General features: G+C 60.9%; 17 protein-coding genes and 1 pseudogene. 10 read left to right on the forward strand and 8 right to left on the reverse strand.

The features are described 5' to 3' along the window. Positions 1-109: 109 nt before the first annotated feature. Both C7411_RS01465 and C7411_RS01470 read right to left on the reverse strand, forming a co-directional pair. Positions 110-1564 carry an aldehyde dehydrogenase family protein gene (locus C7411_RS01465; RefSeq protein ID WP_110382792.1) on the reverse strand — a complete coding sequence of 485 codons (1455 nt, stop codon included), beginning with the start codon at positions 1562-1564 and terminating at the stop codon, positions 110-112. Positions 1565-1804: 240 nt separating this feature from the next. Then, positions 1805-2488, reverse strand: coding sequence for a glutathione S-transferase (locus tag C7411_RS01470; protein ID WP_110382793.1), 684 nt, complete (start codon positions 2486-2488; stop codon positions 1805-1807). Positions 2489-2629: 141 nt separating this feature from the next. On the opposite strand from C7411_RS01470, the gene C7411_RS01475 reads away from it, so the two are divergent. The 6 genes from C7411_RS01475 to C7411_RS01500 all read left to right on the forward strand — a co-directional run bounded on the left by C7411_RS01475 (position 2630) and on the right by C7411_RS01500 (position 7584). Beyond that, positions 2630-3205: a TetR/AcrR family transcriptional regulator gene (locus C7411_RS01475; RefSeq protein ID WP_110382794.1), complete on the forward strand. Its 576-nt coding sequence runs from the start codon at positions 2630-2632 to the stop codon at positions 3203-3205. 225 nt (positions 3206-3430) lie between these two features. Beyond that, positions 3431-3946, forward strand: a complete 516-nt coding sequence (locus C7411_RS01480; RefSeq protein ID WP_110382795.1) for a DUF2867 domain-containing protein — start codon at positions 3431-3433, stop codon at positions 3944-3946. 301 nt (positions 3947-4247) lie between these two features. After that, the gene (locus C7411_RS01485) at positions 4248-4781 is read left to right on the forward strand and encodes a YbaK/EbsC family protein (protein ID WP_110382796.1); all 534 of its coding nucleotides are present in this window, start codon (positions 4248-4250) and stop codon (positions 4779-4781) included. Between the two features lie 160 nt (positions 4782-4941). After that, a complete protein-coding gene (locus tag C7411_RS38705) occupies positions 4942-5340 on the forward strand; it encodes a hypothetical protein (RefSeq protein ID WP_110382797.1) in 399 nt (132 codons plus the stop codon). A gap of 123 nt (positions 5341-5463) precedes the next feature. Beyond that, a complete protein-coding gene (gene tcuC / locus C7411_RS01495; protein ID WP_110382798.1) occupies positions 5464-6759 on the forward strand; it encodes an MFS transporter in 1296 nt (431 codons plus the stop codon). Between the two features lie 42 nt (positions 6760-6801). Further along, entirely contained in the window at positions 6802-7584 is a 783-nt protein-coding gene (locus C7411_RS01500; RefSeq protein WP_110382799.1) for a substrate-binding domain-containing protein, read from the forward strand. Positions 7585-7770: 186 nt separating this feature from the next. Here C7411_RS01500 and C7411_RS01505 read toward each other — a convergent pair whose 3' ends face one another. Beyond that, positions 7771-8739, reverse strand: coding sequence for a LysR family transcriptional regulator (locus C7411_RS01505; RefSeq protein ID WP_110382800.1), 969 nt, complete (start codon positions 8737-8739; stop codon positions 7771-7773). A gap of 882 nt (positions 8740-9621) precedes the next feature. After that, a complete protein-coding gene (locus C7411_RS37275; protein WP_165822724.1) occupies positions 9622-9798 on the reverse strand; it encodes a hypothetical protein in 177 nt (58 codons plus the stop codon). A gap of 343 nt (positions 9799-10141) precedes the next feature. Here C7411_RS37275 and C7411_RS01515 point away from each other — a divergent pair, with 343 nt between their 5' ends. Then, positions 10142-11827, forward strand: a complete 1686-nt coding sequence (locus C7411_RS01515) for a sialidase family protein (RefSeq protein WP_110382957.1) — start codon at positions 10142-10144, stop codon at positions 11825-11827. A 406-nt stretch (positions 11828-12233) separates the two neighbouring features. On the opposite strand, the gene C7411_RS01525 is transcribed toward C7411_RS01515, so the two are convergent. Continuing rightward, complete coding sequence (locus tag C7411_RS01525) at positions 12234-12632, reverse strand: winged helix-turn-helix transcriptional regulator (protein ID WP_110382801.1); 399 nt, start codon at positions 12630-12632, stop codon at positions 12234-12236. A gap of 100 nt (positions 12633-12732) precedes the next feature. Here C7411_RS01525 and C7411_RS01530 point away from each other — a divergent pair, with 100 nt between their 5' ends. Next, the gene (locus C7411_RS01530) at positions 12733-13698 is read left to right on the forward strand and encodes an NmrA/HSCARG family protein (protein ID WP_110382802.1); all 966 of its coding nucleotides are present in this window, start codon (positions 12733-12735) and stop codon (positions 13696-13698) included. Positions 13699-13926: 228 nt separating this feature from the next. Here C7411_RS01530 and C7411_RS01535 read toward each other — a convergent pair whose 3' ends face one another. After that, complete coding sequence (locus C7411_RS01535) at positions 13927-14073, reverse strand: winged helix-turn-helix transcriptional regulator (RefSeq protein ID WP_279306228.1); 147 nt, start codon at positions 14071-14073, stop codon at positions 13927-13929. Positions 14074-14142: 69 nt separating this feature from the next. After that, on the reverse strand, positions 14143-14931 hold the full coding sequence (locus C7411_RS01540) for a helix-turn-helix transcriptional regulator (protein ID WP_110382804.1): 789 nt from the start codon (positions 14929-14931) through the stop codon (positions 14143-14145). A gap of 157 nt (positions 14932-15088) precedes the next feature. Between C7411_RS01540 and C7411_RS01545 the strand changes: the two genes are divergently transcribed. Next, positions 15089-16174, forward strand: a complete 1086-nt coding sequence (locus C7411_RS01545; protein WP_110382805.1) for a zinc-binding dehydrogenase — start codon at positions 15089-15091, stop codon at positions 16172-16174. Between the two features lie 148 nt (positions 16175-16322). Here C7411_RS01545 and C7411_RS01550 read toward each other — a convergent pair whose 3' ends face one another. Further along, positions 16323-17780 (reverse strand): esterase-like activity of phytase family protein, encoded by a 1458-nt coding sequence (locus C7411_RS01550; protein ID WP_110382806.1) that lies wholly within the window; start codon positions 17778-17780, stop codon positions 16323-16325. A 136-nt stretch (positions 17781-17916) separates the two neighbouring features. On the opposite strand from C7411_RS01550, the pseudogene C7411_RS01555 reads away from it, so the two are divergent. Further along, positions 17917-18174 (forward strand): annotated as a pseudogene (locus C7411_RS01555) (transposase); the annotation flags it as partial. Positions 18175-18299: the final 125 nt, after the last annotated feature.

An 18299-nucleotide genomic window follows, 5' to 3' on the forward strand; every position in this document is an offset into this window, starting at 1 on the left:
TTGCGGGGAGATCGATTATCCCTCCCCGCGCCGGAAGCGCTGCAACACGATGAAGCTTGCCTTTAAAGGCCAATGCGCAGGCCGCACGCTACAGCTGAGTTGACAGCATTTACTTCCGGATCAACACGGTTTTTGGATTGGTGAAGAGTAGCCGGCCTTCAAAGCCATGCTCGGTGCCAAGACCAGATTGCTTGTGTCCCCCGAACGGAATATCGACGCCCTGGGTGTGGATTTCGTTCACCCATACCATGCCCGTCTCCAGGCGCCTGGCGACAGCAACGGCTGCCTTCGTGTCGCGCCCCCAGACCGACCCGCCCAATCCAAAAGGGCTGTCGTTCGCACGCGCGATCACGTCTTCCACGTCGTCATAGGCGATGATCGGAACAATGGGGCCAAACTGCTCTTCCTGCACGATCCTGGAGTTTTCGGGCGGGTTGTCGACCACGGTGACGGGGATGAAGTAGCCCGGCAGGCTCTCGTCGATGTCGCCACCAAGAACGATCTTCTGGTCACTAGCCTTGATGTCGTCCAGCAAGGCTTTTATCTTTTCGAATTGCATCCTGTTCTGGACGGGGCCTACCGTGACCTCATGATCGAGCCCATTGCCCAGCTTTTGCTGCCGGGCGTAGCTGATGAACGCCTGGACGAAGTCCTTGTGGAACGAGCGATGGACATAGAGCCGTTTGATGCCGACGCACCATTGCCCCGAGTTTCCAATGGCTCCCCAGAACAACTGCGGGATGATTGACCTGTAGTCCGCATCGGGAAGTACGATCGCGGCATCGTTGCCGCCCAGTTCAAGGGTTACGCGCTTGACGGTACCTGCGGCTGCACGCAGAACGTGTTTGCCGGTCTCCGTCGAACCGGTGAAGCTTATCTTGGCGATGTCGGGATGATGGGTCAGTTGCGGACCGAGCTCGTTTCCGCCCGAGACGATGGAAAGCACGCCAGGCGGCAGGACAGACTGGGCGATTTGCCCGAAGCGCAGCGTGGAGAGCGGCGTGAATGGCGAAGGCTTGATTACCATGGTGTTGCCGGTGATCAGCGCCGGCGCCACTTTCCAGAGCGCGAGCAGTACCGGGAAATTCCATGGCGTGATTGCGCCAATCACGCCGAGCGGCGTGTGGTGCAGTTCGACGAAATGTTCGTCGGTTTCCTCGACAATTTCGACCAGGATGCGACGCTCGGCGATCTGGCGGATCCACGAGATCGCCTGGTCAACCTCCGGCTCGGCCATGCTCTTCAGCGGCTTGCCCTGTTCCTGTGTGAGCAGGCGTGCCAGTTCGTCCCGGTGCGCTTGCAGTGCTTCGGCATAGGCGTTCAGGTATTTCTGACGACCGTCGTAGCCGAGTGCCGACCAGCCTTTGAACGCAGCTTTGGCGGCGGCAATGGCCGCGTCGAGCTGTTCGGCGGTGGCCGCTGGTGCTTTGGCGAGCACTTCGCCGGTGGCTGGATTGATGACATCGAAGGTGTCTCTCGACTCGACGAGCTTGCCGGCGATACTGAGATAGTACGGACCGTCGAAAACACTGACGCGTTGAGCTGCTTGAGGTGATGCAGACATGAATGACTCCGGTGGGAATATGCCGTGAATTTGCTGCAGTCTGGAACGAGCCCGCCCGGAAGGTAGGCATGGCAACGCATTACGTGATGCCGCAACGACTGACTGATTCGCCTCGCGTTCCCTGGCGTCGCAGCCATCCGGTCGCGGTTCACCAGTCGTCCAACACATGCGTACCGGTCGCCCCAGGTTTGCAACCAAAGATTGGTCTCTCATCAATGAAGGCCGACAACAGCTGCGCATTCAGCTAAATGCCGGCTGGCTCCTGACGCTCGGGCGTTCGCGCATTCTCGCGTACCAGGCGAGAAGGGCTTCGCACTCTGCGGGCACCGGCAGCTTCACGATTGACGCAAAGACCAGGCCGCCAATGACGGTGATGTCGGCCATCGAGAACGCATCCCCGGCGACAAACGGCTGCTTTTTCAGGACGTCATTGAAGTACTGCATGCCCCTGAGCGCTTTGTCGCGCTGACGAAACCCCCATTCGGCGTTTTGATAGCGCTCGACTTCGGGCCCGAGCCCAGGCGTGGCGTGGTGGAAATAGACACTGATGGCGTCGAGTAGCTCCAGTTCGGCGCGCTTGCTCATCATGTGGATCACGCCCTTGTCGAGCGGTGTCTTGCCGGTCAGCGTGGGTGCGCCATCGAGCGTATCGAGGTATTCGGTAATCGCGGTGCATTCGGCGATACAGGTTCCGTCATTGAGTTCGAGCACCGGCAGCGTACCTGAGTAGTTTTTTCCCGAGATGAACTCCGGCCTTTTGTGCTCTCCCCGGTAAAGATCGACCATCACGAACTCGACGCGCGATTGCAGATTCTTTTCGGCCAAGGCGATACGCACGCGTGTCGGATAAGGCCCTTTGGGGAAATCGTAGATCGTCATGATTGGCAGTTTGGTTACATCGGAATGGATGACGCTCGATGTCATGCTTACCTCTCCAGGTGGCAGTTACTTGGGATCGGAGGAGATGGGGGAGTGTCCATCTACCTACCTAACGTTTGTTAGGTTTACCATAGATGGTATAATTCGCCGTGTCAACAGTCACCCCAGTTTGCGGAGGCGGTCGTAGTGAAGAACGATTCGGGCTTGAGCTCCCGGGAACGAATCCTGGTGGCTGCCACAAAGATTGCGCAGGCACACGGCTACAGCGGCCTGAATTTTCGTGATCTAGCTGAGGCTGTCGGCATCAAGGCTGCGAGCATCTACCATCACTTCGCAAGCAAGTCCGATCTCGGAGCTGCAGTGGCACGGCGTTACTGGGAGGACTCGGCAGCCGCGCTGGATGCACTTTGGGCCGAATCCGCCAATCCGCTCGACTGTCTGCGCCGCTATCCGGATACCTTTCGCAAGGCACTGGAGAGCGGTAATCGCATATGCCTGTGCAGCTTCATGGCCGCCGAATCTGATGACTTGCCGGAGGCGGTGACAAAAGAGGTCCAAACCTTTGCTGACGTGAATGTTGCATGGCTGAACAAGGTGTTGTCCGCCACGGCCATTGCCAGCGCGAGGGAGCGCGAGGGGCGTGCTCGCGCGATCTTCGCAGCCGTCGCTGGCGCTCAACTCATCGCCAGAAGCCGCGCAGATATCGCCGTCTATGACGGGTTGATTGAAAGCTATCGGATTGCTGGTCTTTTGCCGGCGTAGCAGTGGAAAAGAGTCGGTAGGACGCCTTCTGACCTTCGAGGTGCAGGTGTCGGTGGGTCGGATGGGCGATGCGAGTGATATCGCCACAGCGGCGCTATTCCTGGCATCTAACCCTGGCGACTGACGGACGTTTCGCGGTGTACGTTGGGCGCGGAGTCGGTGGTGGATGGCGGCATCTCGCTGCTATGATCTCCCGGCCCACGAGCCTCGCATTGGGGATTGCACATGTATCGCTATTCGAAGATCGAACAGTCCGATCTGCCGCCGGCCTCGCAGCTGAGAGGATTGTACGGCCGGGCTGATTTCGCGGACGCGTTCTCGGTGAACCTGCCAGAAGGGGCCTGCCACGACGCAGAGGCTCTCTCGCGACACGTCTTTGCCGGGCAGCCGGCATGGATAGGGATGCTGCTGAGATTCCGGGACATACTTGTGCGGCCGTTCGGCTTGAAGACAACAGTTGACCTCAAGGAGAAAGGAGGCGACAGGATAAGCCTGTTTCGAGTATTCGAACGATATGACGACGAGATCGTGCTCGGAGAGGATGACACGCATTTGGATTTCCGCGTGTCGGTCCTCGTGCAGCCGTCATCTCACGGTCGATCCCGCCTCACCGTGACGACGCTCGTCTTCTACAATCGTCCGCTGGGGAGAGCCTACATTACGGTCATCGCACCTTTTCATCGGGTGGTCGTACGGACCTCGCTTCATCGGGCGCAGCGGCTGGGATGGCCCAATGCATAACGGCGATCCACAGAGCGGCAGGCAGTGGCACCGCCTGTCATTGCCGTTGACCATTGCTTGAATTCCGGGGGATTGAAGGAGGCCACCAACGGCCGAAACGAGATGTGCAGCGGACGTATGAGCGACCGACTCATACCGTGGTTGATTGACGCCTCCTGGTCGAGCGCTGCCGCGACCTTGTTGTCGGTCGCCTTGACGGGAGAGCATCCTGAGCCCGCTCACGCTGGAGGTTTGATGGTGATTGGCGGCGTTGTCTTCGTCAATCTGCTGGGGCGTCGTTAGTACGAGTGGAAAGGTAGAAATGAGCAAGCTATTGCGCAATCTGAACGTTGTTCCCAAATCGGAATATGACCAACATTTGCCGGGACAGGTCGCTGCAGAATTGACCGGCAACGACATTACAGTCTTTCTCGTCGACAGCGAGGCGTCTGACACGACGCAATTCAGTGAGCGCTACGGCTTCAGCCTCGAAGACTGCGCCAATACGATCGTCCTGCGTTACCGGAAGGATGGGGCGGATTACCATGCGGCTGTCGTGACGCTTGGATCGCGGCGGCTCGACATCAATGGGGCCGTCAAGGCCGAACTCGGTGCACAACGCCTGTCGTTTGCCAAACGTGAGGTCGCCGTCGAGTTGACGGGCATGGAATTCGGTGGCATCACTGCTTTTGGCGCACCGAAAGATTGGGTCGTGCTCGTCGATGAGGCGGTCATGCAGCGCGAACAGATTGTGATGGGAGCCGGCGTGCGCGCAGCCAAGCTGCTTCTCTCGCCGAATATACTGAGCCGCTTGCCGAACGTGAATGTCGCGGCACTGGCTAGCGACGTTTCGTGAGTCTCCTTCGGCGCCAGTTCAACGTCCTGGAGCGGGCCCGGCGTGCAGCTAGCCCCTTGCCAAGGCATTCGCGCTGCGCCGCGCCTGGACGTAGCCGGTTCCCACTGAGGCAGCCGCACTTCATCGAATCTGATAAAGGCTTGAGGCTGGCATCTTCGCCATGAGACTCGCCGACGGGCGGCTGTCGGCTCAAGAGCGGCCCCTCGTTGTGTCGACGCGGCTGGCCGTTCATGGGCCGTTCAGCGCCCGACGACCGAAGATCGCACTGGGCCTCATCCAGCGCAATGTCGTGCTCGGCACGACCGGCGGCACGATCGTGATGGGTCCGGGTGGACTCCCGGCTGCGCTCGTCGATCTGGATCTCATCGCGAAGAATGTACAGATCGAAGGACCCCTGAATAACACGTTCTCGTCTGGAACCGCGCTCACACGCATCCTGGAAGCGCTCGCGCGCCGCTCTGCCGAGCGCTACGCACGCCCGCGGCGAGTACAACGTGTTCCATGCATATTACCGCGCGCTCGTGCAGGCGCTTTTCGATGCCGGCAGGCCTCGGATTGATAACGGTGGAACATCAATCGTTCCAAAAATTGCACTTATCGTTCTGCCGGCGCCGGGCGAACATTGCCAAAACCAGAATCGACCGGAAGGCCGCGTATTTTCTGGATTTCAGGAGACACCTCGATGCACCCCTCGTCTAACCTTTCGACTGGACATTCAAAGGCCGTCGCGGTTTTCCGCGTAACGGCCGGGAATTTTCTGGAGCAGTTCGACTTCTTCCTGTTCGGCTTCTACGCCACGCAGATCGCCAACGTCTTCTTTCCCGCCCAGAGCGAGTTCGCCTCATTGATGATGACGTTCGCGGTCTTCGGTGCCGGTTTTCTGATGCGACCGCTGGGCGCGATCGTGCTTGGCGCCTACATCGACGACGTCGGCCGCCGCAAGGGCCTCATCGTCACGCTCTCCATCATGGCGAGCGGCACCATCCTGATCGCGTTCGTACCGGGCTACGCCACAATCGGACTTCTGGCGCCCGCGCTCGTGCTGCTCGGGCGGCTGCTGCAGGGCTTCTCGGCGGGAGCCGAGTTGGGCGGCGTGTCGGTGTATCTCGCCGAGATGGCCACGCCCGGCCGCAAGGGCTTCTTCACGAGCTGGCAGTCCGCGAGCCAGCAGGTCGCCATCGTCGTCGCTGCGGGCCTCGGCTTCGCGCTCAATCAATGGTTGAGCACACCCGCCATCGCCGCATGGGGATGGCGCGTACCGTTCTTCGTCGGCTGCATGATCGTGCCGTTCATCTTCATGCTGCGCCGCAATCTGGAGGAAACGCAGGAGTTCAAGGCGCGCCAGCACCGTCCGGGCATGAAGGAAGTGTTCGGCACGCTGGCCCACAACTGGGCCGTCGTTGTCGCCGGCATGATGCTGGTGGCGATGACCACCACGAGCTTCTACCTCATCACGGTCTACGCGCCAACCTTCGGCAAGACGGTCCTGCACCTGAGCACGGCCGACAGTCTGCTCGTGACGCTGTGTGTCGGCGTGTCGAACTTCGTGTGGCTGCCGATCGGTGGTGCGCTTTCCGACAAGATTGGCCGCCGGCCGCTCCTCGTCGCCATGACGGTGCTCGCCATCGCGACCGCATACCCGGCACTGTCGCTGCTCGCTCACGCGCCGAGCTTCGTCAACATGCTGCTCGTCCTCCTTTGGCTCTCGTTCATGTACGGCATCTATAACGGCGCGATGGTCGTCGCGCTGACGGAGGTGATGCCGGTGCAGGTACGCGTTGCTGGCTTCTCGCTCGCCTACAGCCTCGCGACGGCCGTGTTCGGAGGCTTCACGCCCGCAATCTCGACGGCTCTCATTCATATGACCGGCGACAAAGCCGCACCCGGTTACTGGATGAGCTTCGCCGCGGCGTGCGCCCTTTTGGCGACGTTCGCGCTCTATCGTCGGCGCGCAGTGACGCTGACTCCGGCGCACTGATGTGCATTCCAGTACCTATCGCAACCCCGCGCGACCACAACCATGAGAAACCTCCTTCTGAAACTTTGCGCGACAGCGCTCGTCGCAACCTCGGCCGCGGCGGCGAACGTGCAGGCCGCCGACCTGCACATCATGAGCTCGGGCGGCTTCACCGCCGCGTACAAGGTGCTCGGCCCCAGGTTCGCGTCCCAGACGGGCAACACGTTCAACACCGCGCTCGGCCCCTCGATGGGCAAATCGCCCGAGGCGATCCCCAACAGGCTCGAGCGTGGGGAGCCTGCGGACGCCGTCATCATGGTCGGCTATGCACTTGACGAACTGATCAAGCAAGGCAAGGTCATCCCCGGATCGCGGGTCGAGCTGGCCGATTCGCGCATCGGCATGGTCGTGCGCGAAGGCGCGGCGAAGCCCGACATCAGCTCGATCGAAGGGCTGAGACAGACCCTGCTGCATGCGAAGTCGATTGCCTACTCGGACAGCGCGAGCGGCGTCTATATCGAGCGAGAGTTGTTCGAGAAGCTCGGCATCGAGGATCAGGTCAGGTCGAAGGCGAAGATGATCCCACGGATTCCAGTGGCGTCGGTGGTGGCGAACGGCGACTACGAAATTGGCTTTCAGCAGGTGAGCGAGCTGCTGCCCGTCCAGGGCGCGGCCTTCGTCGGAAAGATTCCCGAGTCTCTGCAGTCCGTCACGCGCTTCGCCGCCGGCATTCCCGTCGGCGCGCAGCATCCGAAGGAAGCGAAGGCGCTCCTCGACTATCTCGCTTCACCCGGTGTACAAGCAGAAGTGAAATCGACCGGGCTCGATTCCGTCTCCGCACATTGAGGTAGAACCATGGGACGGCCTGCCTCAGACCGCCTTCCCGTCACCGCAGGGTGTCTGTCGAGGCATCATTAGATCGCGGTTCCGTCCAGATTGAACGAATAGCCCGCGGGAAGTGGCCGAACGCCATTCCGAACACCATGGCCAGCAGGATCTGCACATAGAGCAAACGAAGCGGTCTTGCCAACCTCACAATGGCGTATTCCTTCTTGTCTTCGCTGTCGCCGTCACATTATTGCCCGCGGCATCACGGCTTGCGACGCCGGCGCGCTTCGTTTCGATGATCGCTCGGTGAAACTCCTGTGCAGCCGGTGTGAGCGGCCGTCCGCGTCGTCTTACGATTCCCACGCGTCGTTTCACCACGGGTTCGACGAGCGGCACGCTCGTGAGAACTGGGTGGTCATGTCCGGGCATGGCCATCGACGGCACCGCGGCGACGCCGAGCCCGGCTTCGATCAACCCGAGCATGGTCGTGACGTGTCGTGTCTCGCAGACGCTCGGCGCACGTGGCGCCACGGCCGAGAGCGCCTGATCGAGCAACAGGCGGTTACCGGAAGTCTTGTCCACCGAGACGTACTCGTGCTCGTAAAGCTCGCTCCAGGTCACGCTCTTCTTGCGAGCGAGGGGATGGTCGCGGCGGCAGGCAGCAACAAACCGCTCCTGCAGCAGCACTTTGAACTCGATCCCGGACTCCTGACTGCCCATAAAGCTCACGCCGAAATCGGCCTCGCCGCTGATGACGGCGCCAAGCACCTCGTTCGCGCTCGAATCGAGCAGCTTGACCCGGATGCGTGGAAAGCGACGATGATAGCTCGCGATGACGTTCGGCAGAAAGTAGTACGCCACCGAAGGCACGCACGCGATGGTCACATGACCCAGGCGGCTCGACGAAACATCGCGGATGCCGAGCAGCGCGACATCGAGATCGTCGAGCAGTTGCTCGGCGCTCGGCGCAAACACGCGGCCGACGGTGGTGAGCGTGACGCTGCGCGTAGTGCGCTCGAAGAGACGCACGCCGAGCGCTTCCTCGAGCTTGTCGATCCGACGACTCAAGGCTGGCTGGGAAATGCTCACCGCCTCGGCGGCCTTTCGGAAGCTTCCCAGTTCCACCACCGCGCGAAACGCCTGCAAGTCATTCAAGTCGAAGTTAACGCCCACGGCCAGCCTCCACGTCTTGGATGCCGAGTATTTTGCATGATTCCGCCGAGCGCTCCTCCAACCAAACGACGCTCGTCTCCGCAGCCCTTGATGGGTGCCCACCGGCATGAAGTGCGACGGACTGGTTGCACATAGTCAGCCGGCATTCGTGTTCGGGACGCGGCTGTCTCTTCATGGCCGACGGGAGCACCAGTTCGAAGAGTCCCATAAACCTGATGATGAAACCGTCGAAGGCAGCTTTCGGGCGGTTTCTGCGAATGAGTACAGCCGGCCGAGGCCGTATTCGGACCCAACGGACTCGGTTCGTCGGTCGCGAAGGTACACTGGCGGTCAGGACGGCGGGCGCCCTCGAGCACGTCTTCGCGCGGAGTGGACTACGCCGTTTCCGCATGCTTGTCACAGTTGCACGTCTGTATCAAGATCAAGCCGCAACATCAGAAACAGGCAATTCCCATGACAGACGATCCTGATCCCGATCCTGCTTCGGATCCCGATAAACTGAAGGGCCCAGGTGGCATGTCGTTGCGACAGATTCACGAACAGGTGCAGCAGTCCGTCCGGCGCGACCGCGATGCCCTGGCTGGACACAACTCATCCGCTCCGCCGCAAAGCCGGTGGCAGCGGTGGGTGCGCTACGTATGGGGTCGCAGCGGACGGCGTTAGCCGGGATTTGTCGAGGGAAGTGCCAGTTGCCAGCAGGCTTCCTGGATTCGAGCCGCATCGGCTGTCGACGCCGTATCGCTCCCGTGAGGCCGTTGTAAAGCACGGTTACGTTCGCGTCGGGTGCCGTTCAGTGCAACGGGCGCATGCGACATGCCGACTTCGTACTTGAGAAGGCGTTCGCGTAGGCGGATGCGAGGGAAGAATTGACTAGACCGCCAGTCAAATCGGCTGGCCGCGATCATCACCTCTATCAAGCGCCGTAAATGCTTCACGCAGGAGTGCTTCCTGATCGGCAAGGCGCTGTTTATCGCATGCGTTTATCGCATGCGCGAATTTGCGAAGGTTTTCGGTTTTCCAGCGTATCGCGGGCATGTCGCGCAGATGGTGGCAGGGCATCGTCGGCTTCCAGTATTGCTGGTCTTGTAGCCGAATACAGAAAGGGGCTCGTTGCAATACCAGAAAAGCGCTTTCGAAAAGTATGCCCTGTAAATATCAAGTGGCATGCTTCTGCAAGCGCATACATGTTTGACGGTTGTTCTGCAATCCTCGTACCACGCCAATCGCAACGGGGGCGCCGTGCGATGAACCGGCATCCGCAATGAAATTTTCACACAAATCCTGCTATCGCGACCTAGTGTGTTCTGGGAGATGCATCGCTGCATGTCCTGGTGGGCGGCAGCAAGCGTTGGTTTTGCGGTGGGCAATGCACAGGCGCTTTCCCCTTTTCGCGAGGCTCAGAATGAAAATCAATATCAGGCGCTTATCCCGATCAACTTTCAATGGCATGGCAGGCGGTTGCGTCATTGCGTTGGCGTGCTTGATCGACCCAAGCGCACATGCGCAAACGCTGGGTTCGCTAGTACAGGTAGCTGCGGGCGACCCATTTAGCGGATGCACGGCAGACAAGGTGAATGCGCAGCAGTCGGCATTCGGCAGCGTCCTGTATCCTGCGACCTCAATCGAGCCATGGATTGCGGTCGATCCGACCGACCCGTCTCGCCTCCTCGTCGGCCACCAGCAGGATCGCTGGATCGACGGCGGATCACGCGGGCTAGTCGGTGTCGTCTCCAGCGATGCGGGCAGCACCTGGTCGAATTCGATTCCGTCCGGCGTGACTGCGTGCACCGGAGGCAAATTCCGGCGAGCTTCCGATCCCTGGGTAGATTTTGCGCAAGACGGAACGGCCTTCTTCTTCTCTCTGGTACTGGACCCCGCGCAGCCGACAACTCCTTTCGGAACCCGAAATAGCGGGATGCTGGTCAGCCGCTCCGCTGACCACGGTGCGACGTGGCAGCCTCCCGTTACGCTGATCCGCACCAACTCGCCGCACGTGCTCAATGACAAGAACTCGCTCACTGCGGATCCGACCGCTAACAAATACGTCTATGCGGTCTGGGATCAGTTGAGCGTGTTCCCGCCAACGAAGGAAGGCGCCCAACTGCTCGCGCAAAATGACGGTGTCGAGATCGCGCGCCAGTTGGCGGGCCTTTCTTCGACATGTGGGACGCCGCCGTGCGCGGGCGGTGCCCCCTTCTCCAAATTTAGTTTCACCGGCCCGAGCTTCTTCTCACGGTCCACCGACAATGGCGTGACGTGGAGCACAGCCGTACCGATCTACCAGCCGGGCACGAACGCGCAGACAATCGACAACATGGTGCGCGTGCTGCCTGATGGAACCCTGCTCGACTTCTTCACCGCGATCAACGTCACGCCATCGCCCCTGAGCATCGGCTATATCAAGTCGACGGACAAAGGCGCGAGCTGGTCGGGGCCGACGTTCACCAACGATATTCATACGGTCGGCGGCGTGGTCACCGGCGTGGTGACGCCTGACAGCGGTCAGCCGATACGCGACGCCTCCATTCTCTACAGTGTCGCTGTGAACCCGGTCAAGGGGGCTATCTATCTTGCCTGGCAGGACGACCGCTTTTCGTCCGGGACCTGCACCACACCCACCGGATCGATTCCGATCGTCGGGATCGTCTTCAGCGAGTCGGATGACGGTGGGGCGACCTGGTCAACACCCGTGATGATCAACAAGACGCCGCCAAACGGTACGAACCCCTGCCGTCAGCAGGCTTATATTCCGGCGATAGTGCCGTCGGGCGACGGCAATACGATCGTGGTGACCTACTACGACTTTCGTAACGACACGAACACGCCTGTGGGCTTCGAGGGCAGCGACTATTTCGCGGTGTTCTGCTCGACCGCCACTGCGTGCACAAACTCCGCCAATTGGGGGAACGAACGGAAACTGACTGACGCCTCGTTCAACATCCTTAACGCACCCGTAGCGGGTGGCCATTTCCTCGGCGATTACATGGGTCTGGCCGCTAGTGGACCTAAAACTATTTACCCGTTATTCGGCGTCGCCACGAGTGCCAACGTGACGGCCGAATTCACCCGCAAGATCACATTGCCGTGAGCGCAAACGGCGGCGACTAAAGCAGAGGTCGCCGCCCAGTCTTCCAGGACAATCAGGTTGCCGGCATTCACTCATGGGGGGGGCGAGGACGCGCGAATTTCTGCGCTCGTGTGGGCGGTGCCTCATGCCGAGGCTTTGCTGCACGACGAGACTTCTCATTGAGGATCTGGTGCCGCCGATAGTCTTTCACCTTGTCCAACCGCTGGCGCGCGCGAACGCGCCTGCTCACGGTCGTCTTCGGAATCTGCAAGGCATTAGCCGTCGCCGTGAAACTGCCCGCCTGCACGCCGCGAACAAAGACAAGTGTGTCGTTGAGATCTCTGATCGTCGAAGCTCGGGTACCCGCTGGAAAATAGTTTGTTGCGTTGTCCAGGGCATTGCCTTGAGAAGGTCCGCTCCCTCTTCGTTATCGCGACACGGCCCCCAGCGTCTGATTGAGTGCGTCTCCTGGGCCTTGTGCGGCGAACGCGCACTGCGACGCCTTGATTGCATCACGATTCTCGTCCACCCATTGCAACAGCGCCCGCAAATGCGGTTCCAGTGAACGACCCAGTGGCGAAATCTCGTACATCACCGCGACGGGCGCCGTGCAGACCACCGATCGCTTGACGAACCCACTGGCTTCGAGACGACGCAGGCATTGCGTCAAGGCGCGTTGCGTGATGCCGTCGTTGGCGCGCCGTAAAGCGTTGAAGCGCATCGGGCCTCCGCACAAATGTCCTAGCACGAGCAGTGTCCACTTGCTCGTGATCTCCTCGAGCACGAGGCGGTTCAGTTCAAGCGCTTCCTGCGATAACGCTGGCATGGCCGAGGATACTCCGTGATACCTGGTTGGTTCCAGGTGCCTAATTGCGTTCAAGTATAACTTCTATACCATGAAACCCTCAACTCAACGGAGCGCAGTCATGGCATATCACAACGAACATACAACGAGTAGCCGTACGCAAAACACTTCCGGGAACAAGCGCATCCTTGTTTTCGGCGCAACAGGTCAACAAGGCGGGGCCGTTGCGTCTTCGCTGCTGGAGAAAGGATGGCACGTTCGCGCGCTCGTTCGGAACCCCGATAGCGTGAGGGCGCAAACGCTTGCAGCTTCGGGAGTGGAGTTGAGTCAGGGCGACTTCTCCGATGTCACCTCGCTGAAAACAGCCATGACCGGCGTCTATGGCGTCTTCAGCGTCCAGCCGAGTTCCGGGCAAGGGGCCGTATACGGTGTCTCCGACGCAGACGAAGTTCGCTACGGTAAGACCATTGCCGAGATTGCCATGAACGCCGGAGTTCAGCATCTCGTTTACACGTCGGTTAATGCTGCCGGCTCCACGAAGACCGGCATGGGACATTTCGACAGCAAGGCCGAGATCGAGGCATATATCCAATCCATTGGCATATTCCACACAATCGTGCGTCCAGCCGGATTTATGGAATTGCTGATGTTGCCTGGTATGGGTCTTGACAAAGGCATCTTCACGTCATTCGTGAGGCCTGACCAGAATGGCCAGGTGATCGCGACGCAAGATATCGGGATGATTGTGGCCACCATTTTCGGCGACCCCAACCGGTTCGCAAACCAGACAATCGAGATTGCCGGCGATACCGTAACTGGCGCGAGTCTCCAGGACAGCCTAAGTCGTGCCGCAGGCAAGCCCATAACTTATCACCGCTTTCCTGACAGCCTGTTGCGGGAAAACGCGTTCCTCGGCCGCCTCGCCGCTCTGTTTGACGATGGCCGGCTGGCCGGCAATGCCGATATCGCGTCCTTGACGAGCACGTTCGGACCGCTGCTGAGCTTCGACGCGTGGTTGGCAGGCCCGGGCAAATCTCTGTTTGAAGCAGCGCTCAACGCGAAGGACACGACGCTCGCGCTACGCTAATGAACATCGGCGGGAACTCGGGCTGCCGCCACTGTTCCCATCCGTGCCGTTGCTATAGGCCACCCTCAGCGTGCATAGGGCCGGTGTCGAAGCGAAGCGGTCTTTGCAATGGCACCGTAGCGGCGACACCGAACGGTGCTTGCCGACGGACTATAGCGCGATACAGTAGCCCATAGTCGAGCCACAAACGACGTTTCAGCGCCGATAAGCGAGCCTCGACGAGCGCGGTTAGCAAGACGCTGATTGCTCCAGTCGCTCGAGGCAGGCGTCGTCCCATTTCTTCATTGCCTCAAGCACGGGCGCGAGCGTTTTTCCGAATTCGGTCAACGAGTATTCGACACGCGGTGGAACCTCCGCGAAAACCTCACGTGTCACGATGCCTTCTTGTGCGCAATCGGTCCGGCCGATAGTTTCCGGAACACCACCTGCCTGTTGCCGCCTGCGCTACACGACATCCGCGTCGACCGGCGTATAGATCGCGAGCTTAAGCGCCGGATCGTCGTTCGCCTGAAACGTTGCGTACTCGTAGCGTTGCATGCCGTGCCTCGCGTGCGCAAAGACCTTCTGACCCGACGCGCCGCTGCGCACGTCGTGTGCACTCCACCATTTCGCGAACTCCTCGCTGCTCGAACTAAGGCGTTCCACCAGTTCGACGAACGCAGGATCGCCCGCATGGAGGTCGTGGCTCGTGCGAAACAGCGCGATCATGCGTCGGGCTTCATCGGCCCAGCGCGCGCCAAAGAGCCGCCGTGCTTCGGGTTCGATGAACATGTAGATCATGATGTTGCGGTCTTGCGCGGCGAGGCGATCGAAACCAAGCAGATCCGAGGCGGCCGCATTGCACGCGAGGATGTCCCAGCGCCGGCCGGTCACGTAGGCCGGCAGAGCAAGACTGGCGACGATCCGCGCGAGGGTGGGCGGCACGCTCTCGCGGGCGAAGGCGCGCGGCTCGCTGCGATGCGCGAGCGCGCGCAAATGAGCGGCTTCGGCCTTGTCGAGCCGCAGCGCTTCGGCAAGCGCGTCGAGCGTCGCCTCCGAAGGACCGACCGCGCGCCCCTGTTCGAGCCGGATATACCAGTCCACACCGATGCCCGCGAGTTCCGCGACTTCCTCACGCCGAAGGCCCGGCGTGCGGCGGCGCCTGCCGCCGTTGAGGCCGACGTCATCGGGGCTCAGTTTCTTGCGCCGGGAACGCAGAAAATCGCCGAATTGGGTTCGCGTCGTGGCGGTCATCGTGTTCGCTTCATGTCGGGTAGGGTGGCAGGGTGGGACTGCGCAATCCTGGGATCGCAGCGGGCCTTGTTGCCCATTCTAAGCCTGCCAGAATCGGCTCGTCTCCCTTCATCGCCCTGGTTCATCTCCCTGGTTCATCTCCCTTTCTGGAAGCGCCATGAAAGCTGCCATTCTGAAGACGCTCAACGCGCCGCTCTCGATCGAACAGATGCCGGATCCTTCTGCGGGGACCGGCGAGGTCATCGTGGATGTGGTTGCCGCGCCGGTATTGTCGTATGCGAAGGAGGTGTTCAGCGGAGAGCGCCGCTATCCGATCGAGCTGCCCATCGTGCCTGGGTGCGGCGCGATTGGGCGGGTGCGCACTATCGGCCCGGATGCGACGCATCTGCAAACGGGCGACTGGGTGTTCTGCGATCCGACCGTGCGTTCTCGCGACGATGCGCTGATGCCCGATATCGTATTGCAGGGCTGGAGCGCGCGAGGTGAAGGCGGCAATCAACTGCAGCGCTATTTTCATGACGGACCGTTCGCGGAACAGATACGCGTGCCGACCGAAAACGCGGTGCCGATCGGCGCTATCGATCCGGCTGACGCCGCGCGATGGTGCGCGCTCAATACGCTGCTCGTGCCTTATGGCGGGCTGCTCGCGTCCGATCTGCGGGCGGGCGAGATCCTGCTCGTGAGCGGTGCGACTGGCAACTTCGGAAGCGCGTGCGTCGCGGTCGCGCTCGCGATGGGCGCGCGCTGCGTAGTCGCGCCCGGCCGCAACGCACAGGCACTCGAGGACCTGGCGCGCAGATTCGGCGAGCGCGTGCGAACCGTTTTACTGTCCGGCGACGAAGCAACGGATCGCGAACGCATGCAACGGGCAGCGCCTGGACCCATCGACTGCGTGATGGACCTGATGCCGCCTTCGGTTCCGGCGACAACGGTGCGTGCCGCGGTGATGGCGGTTCGCCCGTATGGGCGCGTGGTCCTGATGGGCGGTGTCGGCATGCTGGGCGGCGCAGGCCTCGAACTCCCCTATCCGTGGATCATGCGCAACGACATCACGTTGCGGGGTAAGTGGATGTATCCGACGCAAGCCGTGACGTTGATGACAGGTTTGATTCGAGGTGGGCTGCTGCAACTGGGTCATTTCGATGTGACGACTTTCGCTCTCGACGATGCGAACGAAGCAGTCGCTTATGCAGCGGCGAACGGCGGCCCATTCCGGATGACGGTGATCTGCCCAGCGCGTTGACGAGTGTGGTTCTTCGCATCACGTTAGAGAAATGGCTATATCGCTGATTCCAGCAACCACCTGGCTCCCAATGGATAGAAAACCATGGGTACTTTTGCTTTTGGGGCCGAGCCTGCGCTATCCGCCCGCAGCAGGCGCGGGCGATGCTTCAGTGGCCGTGGCCCTGGTCGTTGTTGTTGTGATTGTCGTCGCGGCCGGCGTCGCAGGTGCGTTTGCGCAGATCCTGCGGCGCGAATCCCGGCAAGTCGGTCGATGAAAACGCGAACACGAAGAACTGGTTCGGATTCGCGATGCCATTCGGGTGATGGGTGTCGGTAATCGTGCCGAGAAAATCGTTGTCGTTCGCGATCACGAGCGTGTGTTGGCGCTGGCCATTCACGGTGACGTCTTCGCCGAACGCGAGACCTTCGAGCTTCGCCGGAATATCGGCCGTCGCAAAACCGTGCGAGGTCAACGCCGAGACCACGTCGAGGAAGAGCGTCTTGACCAGCGCATAGGGCGCCAGTCCCGCCGCACCGCTCGCCTGGCTCACGTCCTGCGCATGGTCGAGATCGACGAGAAAGACCTTCTTGAATGAGGCCGTCGAGTCGTCGCCGAGGCCATTGCCGTCACGCTCGTCCATCAGCAGTTGGTGGTCGTTCACGGCGACGACATCGCTGATGGTCGGATACTTCGGCTTCGCTGCGGTGCCGATGTTGCTGAGCGGATAGGCGAACTGCTGCGACTTGCCCGTACGAAGGTCGATCCGCAGGATGCGCGTATAGGCGCCACTGGTTCCTCCGTCCTGAAGCAAGGGACTCTGCATCGCGCCGAAGAGCGTCTTGCCATCCGGCGAGATGGCGAGGCCTTCCATGCCCTTGTTCGCGACACGACCTGAGGTGTTTGCGCTGATTTCCGTACTACCGACAGGACTCAACGTGGACACGGCGAACGAATCGGGCACCTTGATGACATCGATCCGGCGGCCGGTGTGGCGGTCGAAGCGATAGATGTACGGGCCGTACTCGTCGGAGATATAGACGCTCTCGCCGTCGTTGCTCGCGCGGATGCTCTCGGGGTCGAGGCGCGCGTCGAGCGGCCAGGTCGAAAGGTGCGCGGCCGCGAAGTTGTCGGAGCGGCCTGTGAAGTAACGCGTGTGCTCGCGAGCGTTGAGCGCTGGCGCGCCGTTGGGCAGGCTCTGCGCAGAGCCACTTCCGTAGACGAGTGCCTCGTCCGTATGCAGGAGCGTGGTGGCGCGCAGCTCGGGACTGAGCGTGAAGGGAAGTGCCGAGCCCGTGGCCGCGGGCCTTAGGCGCAGGCGCAAGGTCTGGAAACGGTTGATATAAGAGACGGTGTCGTCTACCGCGGCGTTGTACGAGACGGCATTGGGTCCACGATCGGGCACGGCGAGGAAGGTTTCGCAACCTGCATAGGCTATACCCGAACCGAGACCACCGAGCAGGTTGCCCGCCACGCCGTTTTCAAGCGGGGCAGCTGTTTGCGTGGAGCGATCGCCGATCGTCCCGCTCAACTGGCCGGTTGCGATCAGGTCGACGGCGGCATTTGCGTAATTCGTCAGTGCAAAAGCGATGATCCCAGAAGTCATTAGACGGTGTATCTGCAGCATGGTCGATCTCCATTCGTTGTTGGTCATTCTCGAAGGACGATCCCCGCAGTGTTGTCGTGCCCGTCACTGACCTTGCCTTCGAAAAACGTATCCGTTACTGAGAGTGTGTAAAACTTCAGCAACGGAGGATTTAGCAATGGGTAACCCGAGGGCGCGGTACACGCTGGAGTTCAAGATTGAAGCGGTGCGCATGGTGCGTAACGGCCAGAGCCAGGCGGCGACGGCGAAGATTCTGGGCATCAGTACGCAAACGTTGAACGCGTGGATCAAGGCCGATGATGCGGGCAAGCTCAATGGGGCGGGCAAACAGGTGTCAGCCGAACAGATGGAAATTGCCCGGCTGCGCGCCGAGCTGGCCCGCGTGAAGATGGAGCGCGATATCCTGGGAAAAGCGACGGCGTACTGTGTGTCACGAACGCGGGCGTGAGCCTGCGATGCTGTACCAAAGATGGGAGACGGCCTCCCGAAGTCGGCCTGCAGGGGCAGGCTTCAAACCGCCCGGTGCTGCTGCGTTCCAAA

The organism is Paraburkholderia silvatlantica (assembly GCF_003096715.1).
GTDB classification, from domain to species: Bacteria; Pseudomonadota; Gammaproteobacteria; order Burkholderiales; family Burkholderiaceae; genus Paraburkholderia; species Paraburkholderia silvatlantica.